The organism is Paenibacillus piscarius (assembly GCF_022234545.1).
Lineage (GTDB): Bacteria > Bacillota > Bacilli > Paenibacillales > Paenibacillaceae > Paenibacillus_AQ > Paenibacillus_AQ piscarius.
In genome coordinates this window covers 77,039-96,206 of record NZ_JAIEUI010000001.1, presented here as the reverse complement: position 1 = coordinate 96,206, position 19,168 = coordinate 77,039, and the positions used below count along the sequence as shown (strand labels likewise).

Annotated in this window: 18 protein-coding genes; 5 read left to right on the top strand and 13 right to left on the bottom strand. The window is 52.7% G+C overall.

What is annotated here, in order from left to right; translation table 11 throughout:
• Positions 1-40: 40 nt before the first annotated feature.
• Complete coding sequence (locus K1558_RS00475) at positions 41-2,512, bottom strand: ATP-binding response regulator (protein WP_238649413.1); 2,472 nt, start codon at positions 2,510-2,512, stop codon at positions 41-43.
• Positions 2,513-2,708: 196 nt separating this feature from the next.
• Here K1558_RS00475 and K1558_RS00470 point away from each other — a divergent pair, with 196 nt between their 5' ends.
• The 4 genes from K1558_RS00470 (at position 2,709) to K1558_RS00455 (ending at position 5,840) form a co-directional block, all read left to right on the top strand.
• Entirely contained in the window at positions 2,709-3,587 is an 879-nt protein-coding gene (locus K1558_RS00470) for a YihY/virulence factor BrkB family protein (protein WP_238649412.1), read from the top strand.
• Positions 3,584-4,270 (top strand): DUF7002 family protein, encoded by a 687-nt coding sequence (locus K1558_RS00465; protein WP_238649411.1) that lies wholly within the window; start codon positions 3,584-3,586, stop codon positions 4,268-4,270. Before K1558_RS00470 ends, K1558_RS00465 begins: the two co-directional genes overlap by 4 nt.
• Positions 4,271-4,398: 128 nt before the next feature.
• Entirely contained in the window at positions 4,399-4,692 is a 294-nt protein-coding gene (locus tag K1558_RS00460) for a PadR family transcriptional regulator (RefSeq protein WP_238649984.1), read from the top strand.
• Entirely contained in the window at positions 4,689-5,840 is a 1,152-nt protein-coding gene (locus K1558_RS00455; RefSeq protein ID WP_238649410.1) for a DUF2812 domain-containing protein, read from the top strand. Before K1558_RS00460 ends, K1558_RS00455 begins: the two co-directional genes overlap by 4 nt.
• Positions 5,841-5,949: 109 nt before the next feature.
• Here K1558_RS00455 and K1558_RS00450 read toward each other — a convergent pair whose 3' ends face one another.
• The 9 genes from K1558_RS00450 to K1558_RS00410 all read right to left on the bottom strand — a co-directional run bounded on the left by K1558_RS00450 (position 5,950) and on the right by K1558_RS00410 (position 14,029).
• Entirely contained in the window at positions 5,950-6,609 is a 660-nt protein-coding gene (locus K1558_RS00450) for a GntR family transcriptional regulator (RefSeq protein WP_274528323.1), read from the bottom strand.
• Between the two features lie 17 nt (positions 6,610-6,626).
• Positions 6,627-7,310, bottom strand: a complete 684-nt coding sequence (locus K1558_RS00445; protein WP_238649408.1) for a hypothetical protein — start codon at positions 7,308-7,310, stop codon at positions 6,627-6,629.
• 35 nt (positions 7,311-7,345) lie between these two features.
• A complete protein-coding gene (locus K1558_RS00440) occupies positions 7,346-9,478 on the bottom strand; it encodes a hydantoinase/oxoprolinase family protein (protein ID WP_238649407.1) in 2,133 nt (710 codons plus the stop codon).
• Positions 9,479-9,511: 33 nt separating this feature from the next.
• Positions 9,512-10,858: a citrate transporter gene (locus tag K1558_RS00435; RefSeq protein ID WP_238649406.1), complete on the bottom strand. Its 1,347-nt coding sequence runs from the start codon at positions 10,856-10,858 to the stop codon at positions 9,512-9,514.
• A 220-nt stretch (positions 10,859-11,078) separates the two neighbouring features.
• The gene (locus tag K1558_RS00430) at positions 11,079-11,465 is read right to left on the bottom strand and encodes a hypothetical protein (RefSeq protein WP_238649405.1); all 387 of its coding nucleotides are present in this window, start codon (positions 11,463-11,465) and stop codon (positions 11,079-11,081) included.
• 60 nt (positions 11,466-11,525) lie between these two features.
• Positions 11,526-12,161: a hypothetical protein gene (locus tag K1558_RS00425; RefSeq protein WP_238649404.1), complete on the bottom strand. Its 636-nt coding sequence runs from the start codon at positions 12,159-12,161 to the stop codon at positions 11,526-11,528.
• 94 nt (positions 12,162-12,255) lie between these two features.
• Complete coding sequence (locus tag K1558_RS00420; protein ID WP_238649403.1) at positions 12,256-13,146, bottom strand: ketopantoate reductase family protein; 891 nt, start codon at positions 13,144-13,146, stop codon at positions 12,256-12,258.
• 154 nt (positions 13,147-13,300) lie between these two features.
• A complete protein-coding gene (locus tag K1558_RS00415) occupies positions 13,301-13,633 on the bottom strand; it encodes a nucleoside triphosphate pyrophosphohydrolase family protein (protein WP_238649402.1) in 333 nt (110 codons plus the stop codon).
• A 21-nt stretch (positions 13,634-13,654) separates the two neighbouring features.
• Complete coding sequence (locus tag K1558_RS00410) at positions 13,655-14,029, bottom strand: pyridoxamine 5'-phosphate oxidase family protein (RefSeq protein WP_238649401.1); 375 nt, start codon at positions 14,027-14,029, stop codon at positions 13,655-13,657.
• A 200-nt stretch (positions 14,030-14,229) separates the two neighbouring features.
• Here K1558_RS00410 and K1558_RS00405 point away from each other — a divergent pair, with 200 nt between their 5' ends.
• On the top strand, positions 14,230-15,444 hold the full coding sequence (locus tag K1558_RS00405) for a GNAT family N-acetyltransferase (protein ID WP_238649400.1): 1,215 nt from the start codon (positions 14,230-14,232) through the stop codon (positions 15,442-15,444).
• 67 nt (positions 15,445-15,511) lie between these two features.
• On the opposite strand, the gene K1558_RS00400 is transcribed toward K1558_RS00405, so the two are convergent.
• From K1558_RS00400 to K1558_RS00390, 3 genes are read right to left on the bottom strand one after another with little or no spacing between them, the layout of a single operon-like run.
• The gene (locus tag K1558_RS00400) at positions 15,512-16,432 is read right to left on the bottom strand and encodes an N-acetylglucosamine kinase (RefSeq protein WP_238649399.1); all 921 of its coding nucleotides are present in this window, start codon (positions 16,430-16,432) and stop codon (positions 15,512-15,514) included.
• A gap of 12 nt (positions 16,433-16,444) precedes the next feature.
• Positions 16,445-18,007: a glycoside hydrolase family 3 protein gene (locus tag K1558_RS00395; RefSeq protein WP_238649398.1), complete on the bottom strand. Its 1,563-nt coding sequence runs from the start codon at positions 18,005-18,007 to the stop codon at positions 16,445-16,447.
• 17 nt (positions 18,008-18,024) lie between these two features.
• Complete coding sequence (locus K1558_RS00390; protein WP_238649397.1) at positions 18,025-19,167, bottom strand: exo-beta-N-acetylmuramidase NamZ family protein; 1,143 nt, start codon at positions 19,165-19,167, stop codon at positions 18,025-18,027.
• Position 19,168: the final 1 nt, after the last annotated feature.

Sequence of the window (19,168 nt, the reverse complement as noted above, 5' to 3'; positions counted from 1 at the left end):
ACGCCTTCCGGCCGCTAACGGCACAGAAGACGCTCATCGATTATAGTATTCTGGGATCCAGCGGAATGCTGAAGGTTACCGAGGTGCCCTGATCCGGTCTACTCTCTACAAGCAGCCCGTAGCCGTAATGGATCATCATGCGCCGCTGAATATTAGCCAGCCCCACGCCGGTCTGCGGACCCTGGCGCTCGAGCAGGCCGGATAGCTGTTCAGGGGATATGCCGACGCCGTTATCCCCGATACGGATGACCGCCCGGCGGCCCTCCTGCTTAATGCTCAGGCGGACGGTCCCTCCCTCCATCCTGCGCATAATGCCATGGCGGATCGCATTCTCGACCAGCGGCTGAATGACGAGCACGGGCACCATCAGCTCTATGTGCTCATCTATCTCATACTCTACACACAGCCTGTCCCTGAACCGCTCCTGCTCAATCGCCACATAAGCCCTTACCGTAGACAGCTCGCTGGCCAGCGGCGTGAACCCGTCACTCTGTTCAAAGTTGAAGCTTCCGCGCAAATAATCAGACAGGTGGTACAGCAGCTCCTTGGAGCGCTGGGGCTGCTTCGTGCTGAGGGCAATAATGGTACTTAGGGAGTTGAACAGGAAGTGAGGCTTAATCTGCGCCTGCAGAAAAGACAGCTCCGCCGTGATCCGGTTACTGACCGACTCCTTCAGCTGTACGAGTGTATTGACCCGCGACTTCAGCTCCAGCGCCTCAAACGGCTTAGCCAGATAATCATTCGCTCCCGCCGCGAATCCGGCCTGCAGATCCTCCGGCCGGGCCTTGGCGGTCAGCATCAGCACCGGCATGTCCAGCATCCCGTATCTGTCCCGCAGCCTCCTGAGCACCTCATAGCCTGACATCCGCGGCATCATCACATCCAGAATCATCAGATCATACCGGCCCTGCTGCTCAAGCGCCTCCAGTGCAGCCACGCCGTCCGTGACGGCTGTGACCGAATATCCGTCATGCTGCAAAATGCTGATCAGCGCAGCAAGGCTCGCCGGATCATCCTCCACAGCCAGGATGGAGCGGCTCTGATCTCCCCTGCTCTCATTCCCTGCGGCAGGAGCGTTTCTGCGGGACTGTACAGGCAAGCCTGCCGCCTCCTTCCTGCGTCCCTTCTCCGCAGGCAGCCTGCTGACCGGAAGAGTGAAGATGAAGCGGCTGCCCTGCCCCGGCTCGGAGCTGACCCGGATCCCGCCCCCGTGCAGCTCGATCAGTGTCTTGGTAACAGACAGCCCGAGTCCGGTGCCTCCAGCCTCCCGGGTCTCGCTGGAATCAATCTGGTAGAAGGGCTTGAAGATGTCCTCCAGCCGGTTCCCGGCAATCCCGCTGCCTGTATCTTCGACCCAGATTTCCATCCGGTTCTGCCTAAGCGCGGCTCCCGCGGTTATTGAACCCTGCCGGGTGAATTTGGCGGCATTCCCGATCAGGTTGTAGAGAATCTGGTACAGCCGGTCCTCGTCGGCATAGACGGGCGGCAGAGCTTCCGGGACCTGATTGATGAAGGCAATCTCTCCGCTGTTATGCAGCTGCCGGATCATATTCAGGGAGGCCTCGGCAACGGAGTGCAGGTCGATCGGACGCAGCTTCAGCTTCAGCTTGCCGCTTCTCATGACAGCCGCATCCAGAATATCATTGATCAGACTATCGAGTCTCCGCGCTTCGGACACAACGGTCTGAAGATTATACCGCCGCGCCTCATCCAGCTCTTCCCGCCCGCTATCCAGTACGGAGCTGGTAATATTAATAATTCCGTTCAGCGGCGTGCGCAGCTCATGTGACGTATTGGCCAGCAGCTGATCCTTCAGCCGGTCGAGCTCCACCAGCTCTTTGTAGACCTGCTCGTTCTGGAGGTTGATATAGACAATCAGCAGGGAGAACGCCAGGGCGATCCACACCACGCTGATGCCGTAGAACATGCTCTGCAGCAGACCGGCAACAATGGCCGGAAGAGCTGCGAACAGCAGGGCGCGGAATTCCTGAGGCGAAATATGCTTGCGCTTCCGTACGATCATCACCAGATAATACAGCAGATAGATATAGCACATCCCGGGCATCAGCAGAAAATATTCCCCGCGGTGATACACATGGTCCCCGTCTACATAGAATAGATAACCCCCGGATAAGCTGGCAACGGACAGCAGCGTATTCACAAGCAGCGGCAGGCAGACCCACACAGCCGTGCTCCGGCTCATGCCCTGCTGTTCATTCCTGCGGATCACCGCATCCAGGTAGAAGATCCACAGCGCTTCCGGGAGCGGATTAAGAATATAGAAGAGACAGATCATATAAGGCAGCAGTCTTCCGGCGACGGACGAATCCGTGCCTGTAACGATGTTAATGCTCATCTCCAGCAAGAGCAGCAGCGTATTAGCCAGTAGCAGGCCGAGGAAAATACTTCTCAGCTCCGATTTCTGCTTGTTGCGGATAAACATATGGAAGCTGATAATGAGGGTAATCACTAACCCGATCATAGCGGTCTGAACATAATACAGCAGCGGCACTCGAGCACTCTCCCGGCATATATAATCTGACTGAAGCTAGAATAACAGAATCTAATCAGGCAGGGAACCGGAAATTTTCTGGTGATACAATAACTGCAGGTTTGCGGGTAAAAGGATATTTTGCCGGGGTATACATATATATTGATATATTTGGCGAACATGGTAGCCTACTCATCAAATCATCTAGGAGGATTCTATGAACAGCAGCTCCGGCGGTGCACGAGGCACCTTCCGTTTCATCAAGCAATTATGGGTCAAAATCAATACCGACGATGTCCAGGGAATTGCCGCGCAGCTCACCTATTATCTGATTCTGTCCCTGTTCCCTTTCCTCATCTTCATTATGACCCTGATCGGATATGCGAATATCTCCCTGGAGAAGTACATTCACCAGCTGGAGCAGGTTATGCCCGCCGAAGCCATCACTATTATTGAAGAGATTCTGCAGGATGTATCTGCCGGCCGCAGCCAGACGCTTTTGTCCTTCGGGATGCTCGCTACGCTCTGGGCCGCCTCCAAGGGAATCAATGCCATCATCAAGGGGCTGAACCGTGCCTATGAGATCGATGAGAGCAGAGTCTTCTGGAAAATCCGCGGGATCGCCCTGCTGGCCACCTTGACGATCGGCTTAGTCGTGCTGCTAAGCATTCTGCTGCTTGTGCTTGGAACCTGGCTTAAGACGCAGGTGTTCCTGCTGGTTGATCTCCCTTACGGCTTCCAGAAGCTGTGGGACCTGCTGCAATATCTGATTCCGCTGCTGGTGATGTTCATTGTCTTCACCCTGCTCTACTGGATCGCGCCCAGCCGCAGACTGCTCCTGCGGGAGGTCATGCCCGGTGCGCTGTTCTCCACCATCGGCTGGATTACGACCTCCATCCTGTTCTCAGTCTATGTTAACCAGTTCAGCGACTTCTCCAAAACCTACGGCAGCCTCGGAGGCGTAACGGTGCTTCTGCTCTGGCTCTATATCAGTTCGTTCATCATCCTGGCCGGAGGCGAGATTAATGCAGTGCTGCTGAACCGTAAGGTGAAGAGTATGCCTCTCAGCTCCCTAAAGGCTAAGAGGCTGCCATGAACCCCTCGCTGATTGACGCCATAACCAAAAGCCCACTCCGCACCTCCTTCTACCACTTCACCCGGGCGGCGAATCTGCCGGCCATCGCTGCCCTGGATAGCTTATATTCCCCAGCGGTGCTGAGTCCTGCCCATGCAGACGGGGAGCGCCGGACGGCCGCGCACCGGATAAGCTATGCCGGGCAAGCCGCAGTGCTTAATGCCCATCTGCGCATTAAGCCTGAAGCGATGGCACCGGGTACCACCGTAGAGGAATTCCGCCGCTGCCTGGACCGCCATGTGTTCCTGTGGCCGACCTGGCGCGATTGCCTGGCGATGGCTGCGATGTATTCGCGCCGGGAGCCGGACGAACCCTTCGCCGTGCTTAAGCTCGATGCCCGTCAGGTACTGGCCGCTCACTTCTCCCGCATCAGACTCTCCAAATATGATTCCGGCAGCTCGCCCAGATTCCCGCACCGGATGCTGTACCGCAAAAGCTGCGCCATGCTGCTCCCCCTTACCGAATTCATGTCCTCCACCGGACAAGCTATCCCCTCCAAGCCCTCAGAGATTAAGGAGGTGCTGGTTGAAGGCGAGCTGGCCCCTATCAGCCGTTATTTACAGACCGTCTACTGTTCACAGCCGCAGCTGGTGCCTGAGATTTGGCAGCCGGTATGTGAGCCCCTGATTATTTCTCAGGAGTAATCCTTCTTGCCTAATATGTCACAACGTGATATAGTCACACCATGACATAGTCGCAGCGTGACATATGAATATCGAAGCAGGTGACCGCAGTGTCCAATGTAGACAAGATTCTCAAGAAGTACGTCCCTATGACCGAGACGGCCTTCTATATTCTGTTATCCTTAACCAAGCCGCGCCACGGATATGGAATCATCAAGCATGTGGAGGAGCTGTCCGGCGGGCGGCTCAGGCTGGGCTCGGGTACGGTGTACGGTACCTTGACCAAGATGAGCAAGGACGGTCTGATTACCGTCTTTGCCGATGAAGAGCGAAAGACGGTGTACGAGGTAGCGGAGCCGGGCAAGGAAGTCATGCGCGCAGAAATCGGCAGATTGAAGGAGCTTCACCGCAATGCTGCCGCCAGTGAGGAGGAATTTCAATGAAAAAAGTGTTTCGGCCCTTCTGGAGCTATGACCTGCCTGGAACAGAGGCATGGCTGGCCGGTATGGCCGGCCGGGGATGGCAGCTGACACAGTGGAACTTGCTGCTGCGGCGCTTTACATTCCGGCAGGCGGAGCCGGTCCAGCTGACATATCAACTGGATTACGGTCCGGCCTCCCGCTTCAAGGTCGCTTCCTCCCTAACCGCAGCGGGATGGACCAAGCAGTTACAGCAAGGACAATGGTGCCTCTACAAAAACGATCAGCAGCCGTCACAGATTAAGGCCTATCCTTCCCGTAAGGATGTCTTAAAGCGGAACCGCATCATCTACTATGTATTTATGGGCATTCTGGTGTATTTGCTGCTTATCGCACTTATACCGCTCCTTATATTAAGCTTCTCCTACTCCCAGAATGCTCCCGTCCGCATTCAACCCAGCCCAATGTGGGCGGTTACCTGGACGGCCGCTGCCTTGGCAGTACTCCTGCTGGTGCTTGCCATTTATTCGCTGATCAAGCTCCGGGCGGCCAATAACGCACTTCTCCATGGGCACACGGACATGACGAAGCCTCCCGCAACGCATAAGCCTACGGGCACTACAATGGCGCGGATGAAATTAGGCTGGATGTATGCTCCTGACCGGCTGGAGCAATGGCTGGAGGAGCAGGAGCTGCTGGGCTGGAATCTATACAAGGTAAGCCTGGGAGGCACACTGTTCCACTTCAGCCAAGGCCGTTCGCGGACAATGCACTATCACGCAGATTATCAGGTCATTGCAGGCGAAGGATATTTCGAGCTGCATCAGGAGGCAGGCTGGAGCAAGCTCTACAGCTCTCCCTTCTCGCTGCAGAAGTGGACCCTGTGGGGCCGGGAGGGTCAGCATTCTGCCGGACACCCGGAGCAGCTCTATAGCGATCCGCTCCACCGCCTGAAGCACGCCCGGAAGATTGCCGTGAGCTATACTGCGCTGTTCCTGCCCATTATGCTGCTCTACAGTGTGAATGTAACAGCCTTCGTGGACGGGCTAATACGTGACGGATTTACTCCATCCCGGGTATGGAACACTTCCATTCTGTTCCTTTGCATTCTGCTCTTCGGCCTGCTGACCGGGAGATCCTGGTTGTATTACCGCCGGCTCAAGAAGCAATAAGGGCTTAACACATACAGAAACAGCCTGCTTATTTCACAACAAAAAGGCGTATCCCGGAATTCTCCCTATAGAGAGGAACTTTCGGATACGCCTTTGATCTTGTGTACAATTAGAAGAATTGCGGATATTGCTTGGACATGCTCTGCACCCGTTCCAGCAGCGTATTGGAATGCTCCATCACGACCTTGCGCATCCCTTCCACATCCCGCTTGCGGGTTGCCGCCACCATCTTCACATGCTTATCGATATCGGAGGGCTGCACCCCCTCCATCTTGCCGTAGAGCAGACGGATACGGTTATAATGGGAGGCTACCTCTTCGATGGTGAACCAGGATAATTCCTCCCCGGCCGTCTGGAAGATCAGCTGATGGAACCGGTTATCCTTGATATAGAATTCTCTGAAGTATTTCTTGTCCATGTATTTCTTCTGCTTATTAATCAGCTCCTGCATCGTATCTGCGACCAGCTCGCTGCACTTGCGGATGAACTCATCGATCACCGCTGATTCAAGCGAGGTGCGGATGAACCATTCCTCACGGACCCGCTGCAGATCGATCTTGGAGACTACGGTTTTGCGCTGAGGATATATTTCCACCAGTCCTGACTGCTGAAGACGGACGACAGCTTCCCGCACCGGTGTGCGGCTGACGCCATAGCGTTCAGAGAGCTTCTGCACACTGACATCCATTCCCGGCTCGAGCGTCATATTCATGATGTCTTCTTTTATTCGATTATAAGTTACATCATTCAGTGAATTACTGTTATTCATAATCTTCAACGGCTTCCCTACACCTTCCCTGAACTCACTCCTAGTACATCACGGGTTATTGTCTCCGCACTGGCAGGGTCGTAGGCATAATACAACAGAACATCCAGAATAAACGGCGAATACCGCAGTCTGTTCAGCTCCTGTGTAAAAGCCATGGCTCCAACCTCACTTAAGGTGCGTATTGTAGAATAATTCTTCAGGCCCAGCAGCTTCCATAGCAGAATGCGCTCGGTCCGGGTGTATATTTCCTGTGCAAACCGGTCTTCTACAAAATGATAAATTTCGTGGCCAAGGATAGTATTCATTATACCAGCTTGCGGAAAAAGTTCAACTAGACCAGCCCCCGCCTCCCGCACCTGCCCGGCCGCTCTGCGCAAGGGTTCTTCCATAATTTCGATCCGGCCCGGAGGGGTATAGGAGGCGAACAGCACACGCTTGCCGGTCATGAGCGCATCCTTCATTTCAAGCTTCAGGTTCATCCGCCCGGCAAGTACCCTGACATCACGGGTCCCATATTCCAGCATCATCCGCTGTGCATATTCTATGCCGCAGGCTCTGGCCCGCTTCAGCATCTCCCGCTTCGTCTCCGGCGGAATACGCCGGTTCAGGATGTCTCTCGAGAAGGCATACATCCCCCAAGCTTCATGGTCAACCTCCAGCAATGGATACATCAGCTCTCCCAGCTTCGTCTGTACTTGCATACGTCCTCCTGTCTATACGCTCTCCCGCGCAGCGCTTAGCTTTGCTTGATATTGGCCGCCACCACAACGACCTCCGTGTCCGGCTCGAACGTAGATACCTCAATGTCCATCAGCAGCTCTAACTGTTCGAAGTCTGAGGCGGTAAAGTCCATCACCCGCGCGCCAACACACAGGTAAAAGTCAGGTCTGGCAATCAGCTCCGTCTGATAGACTGCCATAGCCTCCCATAGCTGCTTGACCGCGCTGAGATATTCCCCGGCAGTGGTCTTCAGCGCCATGGCCCGGCCTCTCTGCACCTTGATGAAGCCCTTGGTGTCGAGGATGCGGACTGCACCGGCTTCACCGGCTTTATCCATTTTTTCGCCGAAAATACTGACATATCTAGTCTTCTGCAGCAGCTCCGTCCGCTCCACAGGGATGCGCATATCCTGTGCAGCCAGCTCCCGCAGCTCGGCCTCATCGCATTCCTTCAGCAGCTCGGTCGTCTTCACCTCGGTAGAGCCGGTAGCAATGGCTGTCACCTTGGACGTCTGCGGGTCAATATCAATATGAATCTCGATGCTCTCGGGGGTGGCCCCGCTCTGGATGGCTTTGTTCATGGCCTCCATTTTGAGCGCGGCAATCACTTCCTTGGACGGGGACGGAATAATCCGCTCCACCACATCCCGGACCATAGACAGGGCAACTCCGATCGAAGAGATAACCTCCGCATTCTCGGGGATGCTGTATTTGAGACCCATTTTCTCCGAGAAATAGACAATCAGCGAAGCCGCACCGCCGCCCACGCCGACCAGCGAGATCTGGTCCTTCTCCAGCTTGTATTTCTCGGCCAGCGCCAGAATGATCGGCTCGATTTTGGCATAGGCCTTCTCCATAATCTGCTTGGCGATATCCTCTACCGTAGTTCCGCAGTAATCCGCCAGCGCCTGCATCGCTCTTCGGGCCGCCTCCACATCCCCGTAGGAGAAATGCTCCGGCTTCACCAGTCCCAGCACATTCGCTGCACAGGAGTTCGTAATCGTCACCCGTTCCCCGTTCTCCAGCCGGATCGCTACATAATCATCAGGATCACCAGGCTTCGGGGAAAAGAATTCGACCTGCGCTCCCTTGATCTTGTCCGGGTCGGTAAATACCGAGTAATCCAGACCGCCGATATGCGCCGATCTTGGTCCGACATCAACCACGCCGCTTTTGTTCGCCCGGATCATCGACCCGCCGGCCACGCCGAGCACCCGGACGTCCAGTGAATTGACATAGGTCGGATGACCGCCGACGATGGAATAGTCGATGGCCGGGCGGCCGTTTTTGATGACCCCGATATTGGTTGTCGTGCCGCCGACCTCGAAATACACTCCGTTCGATGCTCTCAGGTACATCAGCGAGCCCATGACCGAAGCCGCCGGACCCGACAGCATCGTCAGCACGGGCCGCTTCTTCATCTCACTGATCTCCATGACGCCGCCGTCGCCTCTCATAATCATCAGCGGAACATGGACCCCGGCATCGCGCACCGAATTCTCGGTGGAATTGGCAGTATCCAGCATCTTCGGCAGAATGCTTGCATTGATCGCGGCCGTCCGGGTTCTCCGGGTCAGCCCGTATAATTTCGTGATGTCGGAGGCCATGGTGGTCGGCATCCCTTTTTTCTCCGCTTCAATATAGACCAGTTCCTCGGGCCGCCCGTTATCTACGCCAAAAGCCATCGAAGGCACAATCACCTGCGCCCCCTGCTGCTTCAGCTCGTCGATGACCGCCATCACGGAGGCTTCGGACATTTTTTTAACATTAAGGAAGCTGTTGTAGATCTTGATCTCCTTGCTGTTGCCCAGATCGATATTCTGAAGCTTGGTCTGCCGCTTGGCGAGCCAGCCCTCCAGACCGCCCTTCGCCAGACCGATGATGCCCACCTGTGCTATATCGCCCTCGATCAGCGCATTGGTAGCCTGTGTGGTACTATGGGCCACGAATACTACGTCCTCTGGACGGATGTTGTTCTCCTCCAGGCAATTCATGAAGCATTTCACAACACCTGCGGCTACGCCAGTGACATGATCATGCGTCGTCTTGACGGAGGATTTCCCGATAATCTCATGTGTCGCATTATCAATGGCCACTGCCTTGGTATGGGTTCCCCCTACGTCGATCCCCATTCTAACCATTTTACTCATATGATTTCTCCGTTTCTCTTCATTAATAGTGTGCTAAACCAGATTGCCGTACATGAAGAACACAACCGCGCAGAGGATAATCCCGATAATCCAGCCGGTAGGAATCGACATCTTCATATATTCCTTAGCCGGAACCTTCGTGTAGCCGAAGCCCCAGGCCACCCAGGACTGGGTGACGTCCAAATGCTGCGGAGCGACTGTAGTAATGGCGAACAGCGGATAGAGGAATTGCACCGGCCAGGCGGCCGTAGCTACGACCACAGCCAGGATCGCGGAACCGGAGCCGACCAGGTTCATCGGACCGCGGAAGAAGCCGAGCGGTGTCAGAATCGCGAAGACGATACACAGGAGCAGCGCGGTCTGGGGCATTGCGCCGTCCAGCAGGGTTTTGAAATAAGGGGAGGCATAGGTAGCGGCATTATTGAACATCGACAGCGTGAGCAGGAAGCCGATCATGGGCGCCACATCGATGGCTCCGTCTGCGAACTGCTTCGACACCATTCTGCAAACGCTTGCAAAACCGCCCTTCAGCTTTCCGCAGGTCAACAGAGCGAACAGGGCTGCGAAGATGAAGCCGAAGATAATCGGAACCTTGAACAGCACTACACCGATGACCGGAAGAATAATCGAAATCCAGGAGATCGCAGGCGCATCAACGGTAGCACCACTCTCTGGCGTGGCCGCCCAGGCCCGTGACAGCTTGCGGTTCATCATCACATTAGAGACCACCAGAACCACGATCAGAGATACAGCCATCGCAATCACGCCGAATTTGAAATATGTATTATAGTCGTAGCTGGCATAGCTTTCATTGGCTGTTGCAAATATCGCCTGATATTGCTTAAAGTTCACAATATTTCCGAAGATCCCCGCCATGATCGAGCCCATGAAGGAGAACAAGGCAATCGGCGAAGGAATCCCGAGCGACAGCATGATCGGCAGCACGATAACAGCGATGGAGATTACCGGGCCGATCCCGGTCATGGAGGTGAAGATTACAGCGGTAACGATACACAGCAGAGACATGGTGATTCTTGGTTTGTCTCCCCCAAGCTCTACGACCTTACGGATCAGCGTGGCGGCAATCCCGGTGTCGATCAGGACTCTGCCGAAGAAGGCACCGAAGAAAATATTAACCAGTATCGCCTTCCCGTAATTCTCAGGCCCCGTCTGGAACACATTCGTCAGGACGTCAATGAACGTCTTGCCCTCCATCACAGAGGTGGGATGAATGCTGTTCCCGATCAGAGCGATCGTAGTCCAGAGCACCGACATCACGAAGAAGCCGACCATAAGGTTATACCCCTTGACGCAATACCACACCAACCCGAAAAATGACAAGACCATAATGAAACCGATTACAACATTAGTCACATCCACAACATAACCTCCTGAAGTAGGATCAATGAGTTAACATGCTAACATGCTATTTAGGTATACTGACATGTTAGTTTGCTACGTGAAAATATTAACATGATCAATCTTCAGGCGTCAATAGCATTCTGCACGTTATTTCTGGGGATTTGGTAAGGGGGTTAAAAAGCAAAAAAAGAGGCTGCCGATGTACTCCATCCTGCGCCTCTGTTCATCTCCAGACTTTTCAGTTGTCCTGGTTCAACACTTGGTCACGATACTTCTGAAATTGCTCCCAGGATTGCTCCGCAGCCTCAGGCTGCTCAAAGTCGATATAGCCGGTATCCGATGTGTCCAGGGCATAAGCCTCCAGTGTCCCGCAGATCAAACGGAGGGTCTCCATCACTTCTCCCCCGCCCCGCACATGCAGCATGATGGAATCCACGAGCTCCTCATCGCCAGTGTTGAACTCGATCGAAAACCCTTCGCCCTCAAGGATGCCCCACGCCTTATCCCGGTAATCCAGCTGCGGAATGGCACGGGACAGCTTCGCGATGATGTCATCACGTTGTCCCAGCGGTGGCACTGGGGGCTGCTGTTCCTCCGGCGCTTCAAAATCATATTTCGTTTTCATAATAAGTACATCCCAGCTCATGGATGCTCACTCCTGTCATTATAAACTCCAGTACTTAGACTACTTATTACCCGATTCGTCCACTCTTATCAGCTCAAACGTTGCGGCTTCGATCCACAGGATCAGCTTGTTATGATTCACATCCAGGAAACCTAGCGGTATACCCAGCCCCGGCGAAGGCTCAGTTACCTCTATGTCGATCATCTCATCGTTGATCCCGATCATGGACAGATCCAGTTTATTCACTCTGTAAAAGGAATCCCGGTTATAATGCCTCTGGGTTATGCTGTAGCGGGGATTGGTGAACTCGTATTGATACGCTTCATAGCCCTCTAGTCCCATGGAGGAGAAGTAATCCTTTTGAATCACAAGTTCATCACCAATGATATCCTGTCCTGTAGGATATTCAGACGCATCATTATAGGAATTCGCGAAGCCCAGCAGCTTGTCCACCTTCCAGGTTCCATAGATGAACTCCTCCGTCGCCTGATCCAGATCCATTCGCCCCATAAAAGGTTCGGAGGTATTGCGCGGAATCAGATTCTCCTCTTGCGCAGCATGTTCTGATGGTGGTACTGGAGTGACCGGGACGTGCTGTGCGTCTGAGGGCTGTGTGGGCTGTCCGGCCTGGCTGCATCCAGCCAGACAGACCGCCAATACCGATATTTTCAATATCATCGCCAATCTTGTTATCATGGTAAGCCTCCCGCCTGCTTCAGTCCTTCAACCTTACCATCCGCTGGAAGCGAAGAATAAACAGACAGGTTACAATACCGGAACAAACGGTTCATCAGCTGCTCTGCATCGATAGAAATTTCGTCAGATCCTGCTCCAGCTGCACTACCTCCTGATTCGCAGCACCTGCATAATCCGGCAGCAGCATATCCTTCACCATGTTTGTGCGCAGCCAGGCAATGAAGAGAACATCCAGAATGAAGCCCGGGAGCTTAGGAACGATGTTAAAAACGGGCGGATCAACAGCAACACCTGCCTTACGGATTGCCTTTAGATACGCTTTAAAAGTGACTGTGATTTGGCGCGCCGTCTTTCGGGTTCGGGCCGGGTCTGCGTTTCCGCCGTACAAACTGCCCAACAAAGCAATATCTGATACGGAATGGGTGATTAGAAACGCCTGCATATCCTTTTTGATAACATAGGGAAGCTTGGCGGCTTGAAATACTTGTGCGAGCTTTAAGACGCGCTGCGTCACTGCGCCGTTCACTTCGCCAAATGAGGTGGCCACTAGAAACTTGGGCATGAACCGGGCGTACAGGACCCCTTCTTTGATCTGTCCGCCGAAGCCGGGAAAAGCCGGTAATAGCCGATCCCCGACAATATCCTGCCACGAAGAAAATCCAATCGGGCTATTGGTCATCGTAACGATATTCGGGCTTTGATTATCCTTAAGCGCTAACAACGCTGATTCGGCACGGTCATAACGGACGGTGACGAAAATATAATCGTAGACATCATCATTTTCGAGCGTATCCATAACTTTCACCGGTACCGACCGGGCTGTACCCTTGTCATTATATTGTAGACCTTTTTCTTGTAAAGATCTAAATCTGTCTGAGCGTGCCAACAGGGTCACGTCAATTCCTGCTTCCATAAGCTTCATTGCATAGATACTCCCGATGACACCTGCACCGAAAATTAAAATCCTGACGGGTTGTGCTGCCATTCCATTTCCCCCTGGCTCCTCATATTTCCTTTGAATCATCCAACAGCGTGTTGCATGATATGATCATAAAGCTTCAAGATTCCCTGATCAATCATCAATATCTTGCGATGTGTCGGATGATATTTATATGCGGGCAAACAGGACAGGGGTCAGTTCAGCCTCTTAGCTGCTCCTCCAAGGTTGACAGGAACACTTCCATGGATTCACTGATATCAATCTCCATCCGCTCCGCCAGAACAATAAGCCACCAGATACACTCGCTAAGCTTATGCTCCAGTTCGGAGCGGGTGTCTCCGCCTTTGGGCCAACGCTTCTGCTCGGACATCGTCAAGCGGCCCACTAATCCGGCATCGGTCAAAAAAGCAAGCGCATCCTCTTCCACACTCCACTCTGTCCCATGATGCTGCTGCTCCAGTCTATGATAACGATCTCTTATCACGAGGGAGCGCTCAATAATCTCATTGAAGCTCAGATTCTTCTTTTCCACTTAGTAAGTCCCTCCTTCTGGTTATAGCATTTGCTTAGCGGACGTAACGGTTATTTCCAGTACCCGGGTGACAAAAGCATATTTCCGCTTCATATCATCAAATTCAGCGCCGGAATCAAAAAACCGGGCAATCCCCTCCACCACAAAAGCGGTGCCGGGGTAATTGTTGTAGCCTGTTACATTTTTGCTGCCTAATGCCAGCTTGACTCTAGGATTAACATTAACGTTCTCCTCAGTCTTTCGCATGATTCCTGCGGGGATTAGAATTCTTTCATCCTCGGTCACGGCCAGATAAGAGTTCCACTCATTCACAATATGCGGCTCACTATCGGCCCAGGATACAATGGTGACGATCCCCTCATGCTTCAGAACTTCGTGAAATGTATCAGTTAACAATAACGCCCCCTCCATTTCAAATGACCAGAAAACAATAACATGCCTAACATGACTACATTCTGTCATATTAATATGAAATAAATTCATCGAGCTGGACCACTATGGCAACGCCTAAGCAGTTGTTGACGAAAATTATTTTCAATATTAAGATCTATCTATGACAATAATTTTCAGCTTGACGACCCGGGAGGACAGAACAGATGACGACAACCCCAGAACAAAGCATCTGCGTAACAAACAGGCCGGACAGAGAACAGCTTGAACAGATTTACGATATTTTGGATGAATGTTTTTCCGTAGGCCGGGGGTATTTCCAGGAAAGATTAGACCTCGACACCTCCTATGACCCGGATACCACATGGTTTGCGGCGGTCGGCGGCAAGGTTGCGGCCAATGTTCAAATCTTCCCGCTCTCCATCAGAGTCGGCCAAGCGGTCTTGCGCACGGGTGCTATGGGCAGCGTCGCTGCAGATCCCCATTATCGCGGCATGGGGCTGACCCACAAGATTCTTGCTGCACAAACAGACTACATGCGAGAAGCCTGTTATGATATAAGTGTACTTCTGGCCAGCAAGCATGCCTTTTATGAGAAGGCCGGCTGGAGACTGATTCCCGAGACTGCTTATGCTGTTGAGAATCAGGCGCGGGGCGGGCAGCCGGACGGCTATGAGATTATCCCTTTTGAGCCGCGTTATCTGGATGATATCCGTGGTATTTATGAACAATTCAATCAGAACCGTACCTATACCGTTGTGCGTAATGAAACCTACTGGAAGGATCTGATCCGCTGGCCGGAATGGAAGAAATCGGACTGTCTGCTGCTTCAGCACAATCATAAAATTGTCGCTTATGGCATTATAGAGAAAAAGGACACCGAACAGGTCTTTATCAACGAATTCAACTATCTGGATGTGGCAGCGGACGGAGTGGAGTACTTATTTCACGAATTATGCCGCCTTCGGCCGAAGGCCAAGCAAATATTGGCGATGCTTCCTGAGGATCACAAGCTATATGCCTATTATCAGCAGCTTCAGGCAGAGCCCGTTCCGATCCATATGGCAATGTGGAAAATGATCAACCTGTATTCTACCTTCCACAAGCTTCAGCACGAACTGGAGCAGCGCCTGAACGGCAATGACTTGCTGGCAGAACAGGAACTGTCCATCGCGCTGCAATGCGGGGAGGATCGGGTCTGCCTCGACTACCATCAGAAGCGGCTTACCGTTTCCGGGAGCAGTCAGGCCGGGTCCCGGATATCCATAGAAGTGAAAGAGCGGGATCTGATCTCTTATATCATCTTCGGCTATTCTGCGGAAGGCGCAGCTGAAGCTGGGGCCCCTGCTCGACATGCAGATATCCTGCAAGCCCTCTTCCCGAAACAGCAGGCCGTGTTTTATTTAACCGACAAATTTTAAAAGGGTGTGCCGCAAGTCCAACACTGCCGGACTTATGGCACACCCTTCCTTTGCTTCATTCATCGGATTACCCGTTACTCATTTTTGCTTTTCCGAGCAGTACCGCACCATAGGCTGCATTATGAACAGGCATAATCAGTCTGGTCTGCCGGTAGCTGCGGGCAAGCTTCCGCTCTAAGGCCTCTCTTACAAAACGGGATTTCTGCAGCACACTTCCGGCAATCGCAACCTTGCTCTCATATAATTTCAGCCGCTCAATAACAGGTACCACCAGCTCAAACAGACCGGCTGCACATTGCTCCGCCAGCTGTAGCGCCCGGGCGTCCCCGAGCCCGCATGCTGCCGTCATCACCGGGGCGAGCGCTGCAATATCTTTTTTCGTTGTGTTTTTGTGATAGACAAAACCTATCACCTCTTGCACCGTACCAAGTCCAAGCTGCTTATATACCAGCGATGGAATCATCGTATCCGCTATTCTTCCGTCCTCTGCCTGAACCAGCACGGACAAGAGCTCACGTCCGATATAATAGCCGCTTCCCACATCATCAATCAGATGGCCAAAGCCTCCTGTGCGGTGCCGCTCGCTCTGTTCATTAACACCGAAGCAAATGGAGCCTGTACCGGCAATGAGAATAATGCCCTGCATCGCATTCTGGGCTCCATATAGCGCGGTTTCCTGATCACCGGTAATCGTTAGCGGCCCCTTATACCCGTTATCTCTTACCTGCTGCTCCAAAAAACGCGCTACTGCCGGATTGCTTACGCCTGCCGCTCCTATACATACATGAATAACATCCGCAAGGCCTATGCAGCAGGAGCTTATCTGATTAAACATCTCCCCGAAAGCGGCAGCAATCGCCCCGGCATCACCGCCATTATAATTAATTGGCCCTACGGTAAAGGATAGTACAGGCTCTTCCTGATCCTCAGGAGTAACAATGACCGCTGTCTTGGTGCCGCCCCCGTCAATGCCGACAATATATGCCATACTTATGTCCCCCTATAGCTGAATCGTAATACGGGCAGCAGATGTGACCTCACCATTCAGGATGGGAATAAGGGACTTGAATGCATCCGGAGTATATTCAAAGGCGGCAATGCCGCAAAACCCGCCTTCGATTAAAGCCAAATCATATGGCCGGCCGAGTGTAATTGCCGTTACTTTACAGTCTGCTGCCACGAGCTTCTGCACAAGCGCCAGTTGGCCTGTATTTTCACGCGCATTGAACAGCCCGATAACCACATGCTTGTACCCTTCAGCCTTTTGCAGCACTGCGTTAATCTGTTCCTCGTCCGGATCAATGCTGATCAGCTCATACGCTGCTGCAAAATGCTCACCCATATACTGCGGGAAGCTAAGCTCCTGATTCACACTGCTGGAGGCCTGGTCGGTCCGGTAGGCATAAGAGCCTATAAAGAAGACCTGTCCGTCACCTGTCTGAACGGGCTCGATTTCACCTTTAATCAGGCAGATCGTTTCCGTACGCATCAGCTCGTTCGCCCGGCGGTGAACCCCGCAGCCCACGATCCCGTAATCCGGCTCCTCTACATGCGCATAGCGGGCTTTATAGGCTACAATTTTGGCGACGGCTGCATTAATAACCGCTTCATCCAACTCACCGGCCGCTACAGCTTCTTCTATTAAATGCACCGCTTCTTTGACCGTTGCAGGCGTGTGACTGATGAACACCAGATCAATCCCTGCCTTAATAGCTTCGAGTGCACCTTTTGCCGTCCCGTAATAGCGTTTAATCGCATCCATTTCCAGACAATCGGATACAACCAGCCCCTGAAAGCCCAATTTCTCTTTGAGCAGCTCTGTAATGATGGTATAAGACATCGTTCCCGGCACGCCGGACTTTTCAATTTGCGGGAATAAAATATGTGCGCTCATGATGGCCTCAGCCCCCTGCCTGATGGCAGCCTTAAACGGCAGCAGCTCAAGCTGTTCCAGTTCCTCCACCGTTTTATCAATGACAGGCAAGCCAATGTGTGAATCGACATCAGTATCCCCATGACCGGGAAAATGCTTCAGCGAGGACATCACGCCACCGTCGAGCAAGCCCCTCATCATCTGAATCCCATACTGCGATACCGTCTCAACGGAATCCCCGTAAGAGCGGACGTTGATCACCGGATTCAGCGCATTATTGTTAATGTCCATCACGGGCGACAGGTTGAAATTAATGCCTAATGCTTGTAGCTCCCGGGCCGTTATTCTCCCTGCTGCATAAGCATTTTCAGGGCGTCCTGAAGAGGCAATAGCCATGGCTCCGGCTACATTCGTCGCGTCCTTGGGCATCCGGGTCACCCGGCCGCCTTCCTGATCAATCGTAATAAAGCCCGGAATGCCTGTATGTGTGGTGAACCACTGCTGCAGCTCGGCTACAAGCCCGCCTAATTGATATTTATTGCTGATATTATGGGAGAATAAAATAATATTCCCGATCTTATAGTGCTCAATGACTTCCTTCAGCTCAGGTGACATCTCCGTTGACGGAAAGCCAGTTACGAACATTTGCCCGATTTTCTCACGCAAGCTCATTTGTTCTATCGTTCTCATCCGCTATTCACCATCCGCTAGTGATATAAATGATATTGCTGTTTCATTTCTGCAAATTGCCTGCTGTCCTCTGCAAACGGTTCAAGCAGCTGCCTAGCCTGAATATCCTTCGTACGGTAGATGCTGCTTCCGCCCAGCAAGTCAATAAAGGGACGTGAGCCCTCCTTCACGGGAGGCAGAAAGGCAAAGGGCTCAAACAAATCCCTTATCGTAAATAGTAAGGTTACGCCCACCTCTAACGGCTTGATCACCTGGCGGTCGGTAATATAGAGTTGCACGCCGCCGCACAGCTCTCCGGAATGCTTGGAGGTCGTTGGCTTGAAATGAACCGGACGAAAATACACGCCTGGAATCTTCAATGCGTTCATCTCATCTGCCAGCTGCTGCGCCTCGATAAAGGGCGCCCCAATCATTTCAAAGGGGAAGGTTGTCCCCCTTCCTTCGGAGCAGTTGGTTCCTTCAAATAGACAGGTGCCTGTATATAACAATGCTGTTTCATACCGGGGGATGCCCAGTGAAGGATGAACCCAGGTCAAGCCTGTATCCGGGAAAGACATACTCCGTTCCCAGCCCTCCAGACGAACGACATGCAGCGATGCCTGCCAGTTCATCTGATCATTGGCCATGACAGCCACTTCACCTGCAGTCAGACCGTAGCGGACAGCCAGCTCATAATTCCCGACAAAGGATTTGAAGCCTGGCTGCAGGATATTCCCTTCCACATTCACCCCGTTCAGCGGGTTCACCCGGTCGAGCACAACAAATTCCACGCCTGCCGCAGCACAATCCTCAAGGGCATACAGCATCGTATAAATGAAGGTATAATACCGTACGCCAACATCCTGGATATCATACACAAGGATATCTACCTTCTCCAGCATTTCCTTAGTTAATCGTTTGGAATCCTTGCGGTACAGGCTGTAGACCGGAATTTGGGTATAGGGGTCCGTATACGTCTCCACTAATGCCCCTGCATCCAAGTCTCCCCGGACACCATGCTCAGGCGAGAACATGGCCGTAAGATTACAATTCTCGTGTAAGATCGTAATGGTTGATTTGAAATCCTTGGCAAGCCCTGTCGGCGCTGTAATTAACCCCACACGTTTCCCTTTTAACAGATGAAGATACCTTGCGATAGAGTCAATTCCGTTCAACACCATA

Coding starts and splice junctions, on each gene's coding strand:
- K1558_RS00470 (WP_238649412.1), top strand. CDS start 2,709: ATGAACAGCAGCTCCGGCGGTGCACGAGGCACCTTCCGTTTCATCAAG.
- K1558_RS00465 (WP_238649411.1), top strand. CDS start 3,584: ATGAACCCCTCGCTGATTGACGCCATAACCAAAAGCCCACTCCGCACC.
- K1558_RS00460 (WP_238649984.1), top strand. CDS start 4,399: ATGACCGAGACGGCCTTCTATATTCTGTTATCCTTAACCAAGCCGCGC.
- K1558_RS00455 (WP_238649410.1), top strand. CDS start 4,689: ATGAAAAAAGTGTTTCGGCCCTTCTGGAGCTATGACCTGCCTGGAACA.
- K1558_RS00450 (WP_274528323.1), bottom strand. CDS start 6,609: ATGAATAACAGTAATTCACTGAATGATGTAACTTATAATCGAATAAAA.
- K1558_RS00445 (WP_238649408.1), bottom strand. CDS start 7,310: ATGCAAGTACAGACGAAGCTGGGAGAGCTGATGTATCCATTGCTGGAG.
- K1558_RS00440 (WP_238649407.1), bottom strand. CDS start 9,478: ATGAGTAAAATGGTTAGAATGGGGATCGACGTAGGGGGAACCCATACC.
- K1558_RS00430 (WP_238649405.1), bottom strand. CDS start 11,465: ATGAAAACGAAATATGATTTTGAAGCGCCGGAGGAACAGCAGCCCCCA.
- K1558_RS00425 (WP_238649404.1), bottom strand. CDS start 12,161: ATGATAACAAGATTGGCGATGATATTGAAAATATCGGTATTGGCGGTC.
- K1558_RS00420 (WP_238649403.1), bottom strand. CDS start 13,146: ATGGCAGCACAACCCGTCAGGATTTTAATTTTCGGTGCAGGTGTCATC.
- K1558_RS00405 (WP_238649400.1), top strand. CDS start 14,230: ATGACGACAACCCCAGAACAAAGCATCTGCGTAACAAACAGGCCGGAC.
- K1558_RS00400 (WP_238649399.1), bottom strand. CDS start 16,432: ATGGCATATATTGTCGGCATTGACGGGGGCGGCACCAAGACAGCGGTC.
- K1558_RS00395 (WP_238649398.1), bottom strand. CDS start 18,007: ATGAGAACGATAGAACAAATGAGCTTGCGTGAGAAAATCGGGCAAATG.
- K1558_RS00390 (WP_238649397.1), bottom strand. CDS start 19,167: ATGGTGTTGAACGGAATTGACTCTATCGCAAGGTATCTTCATCTGTTA.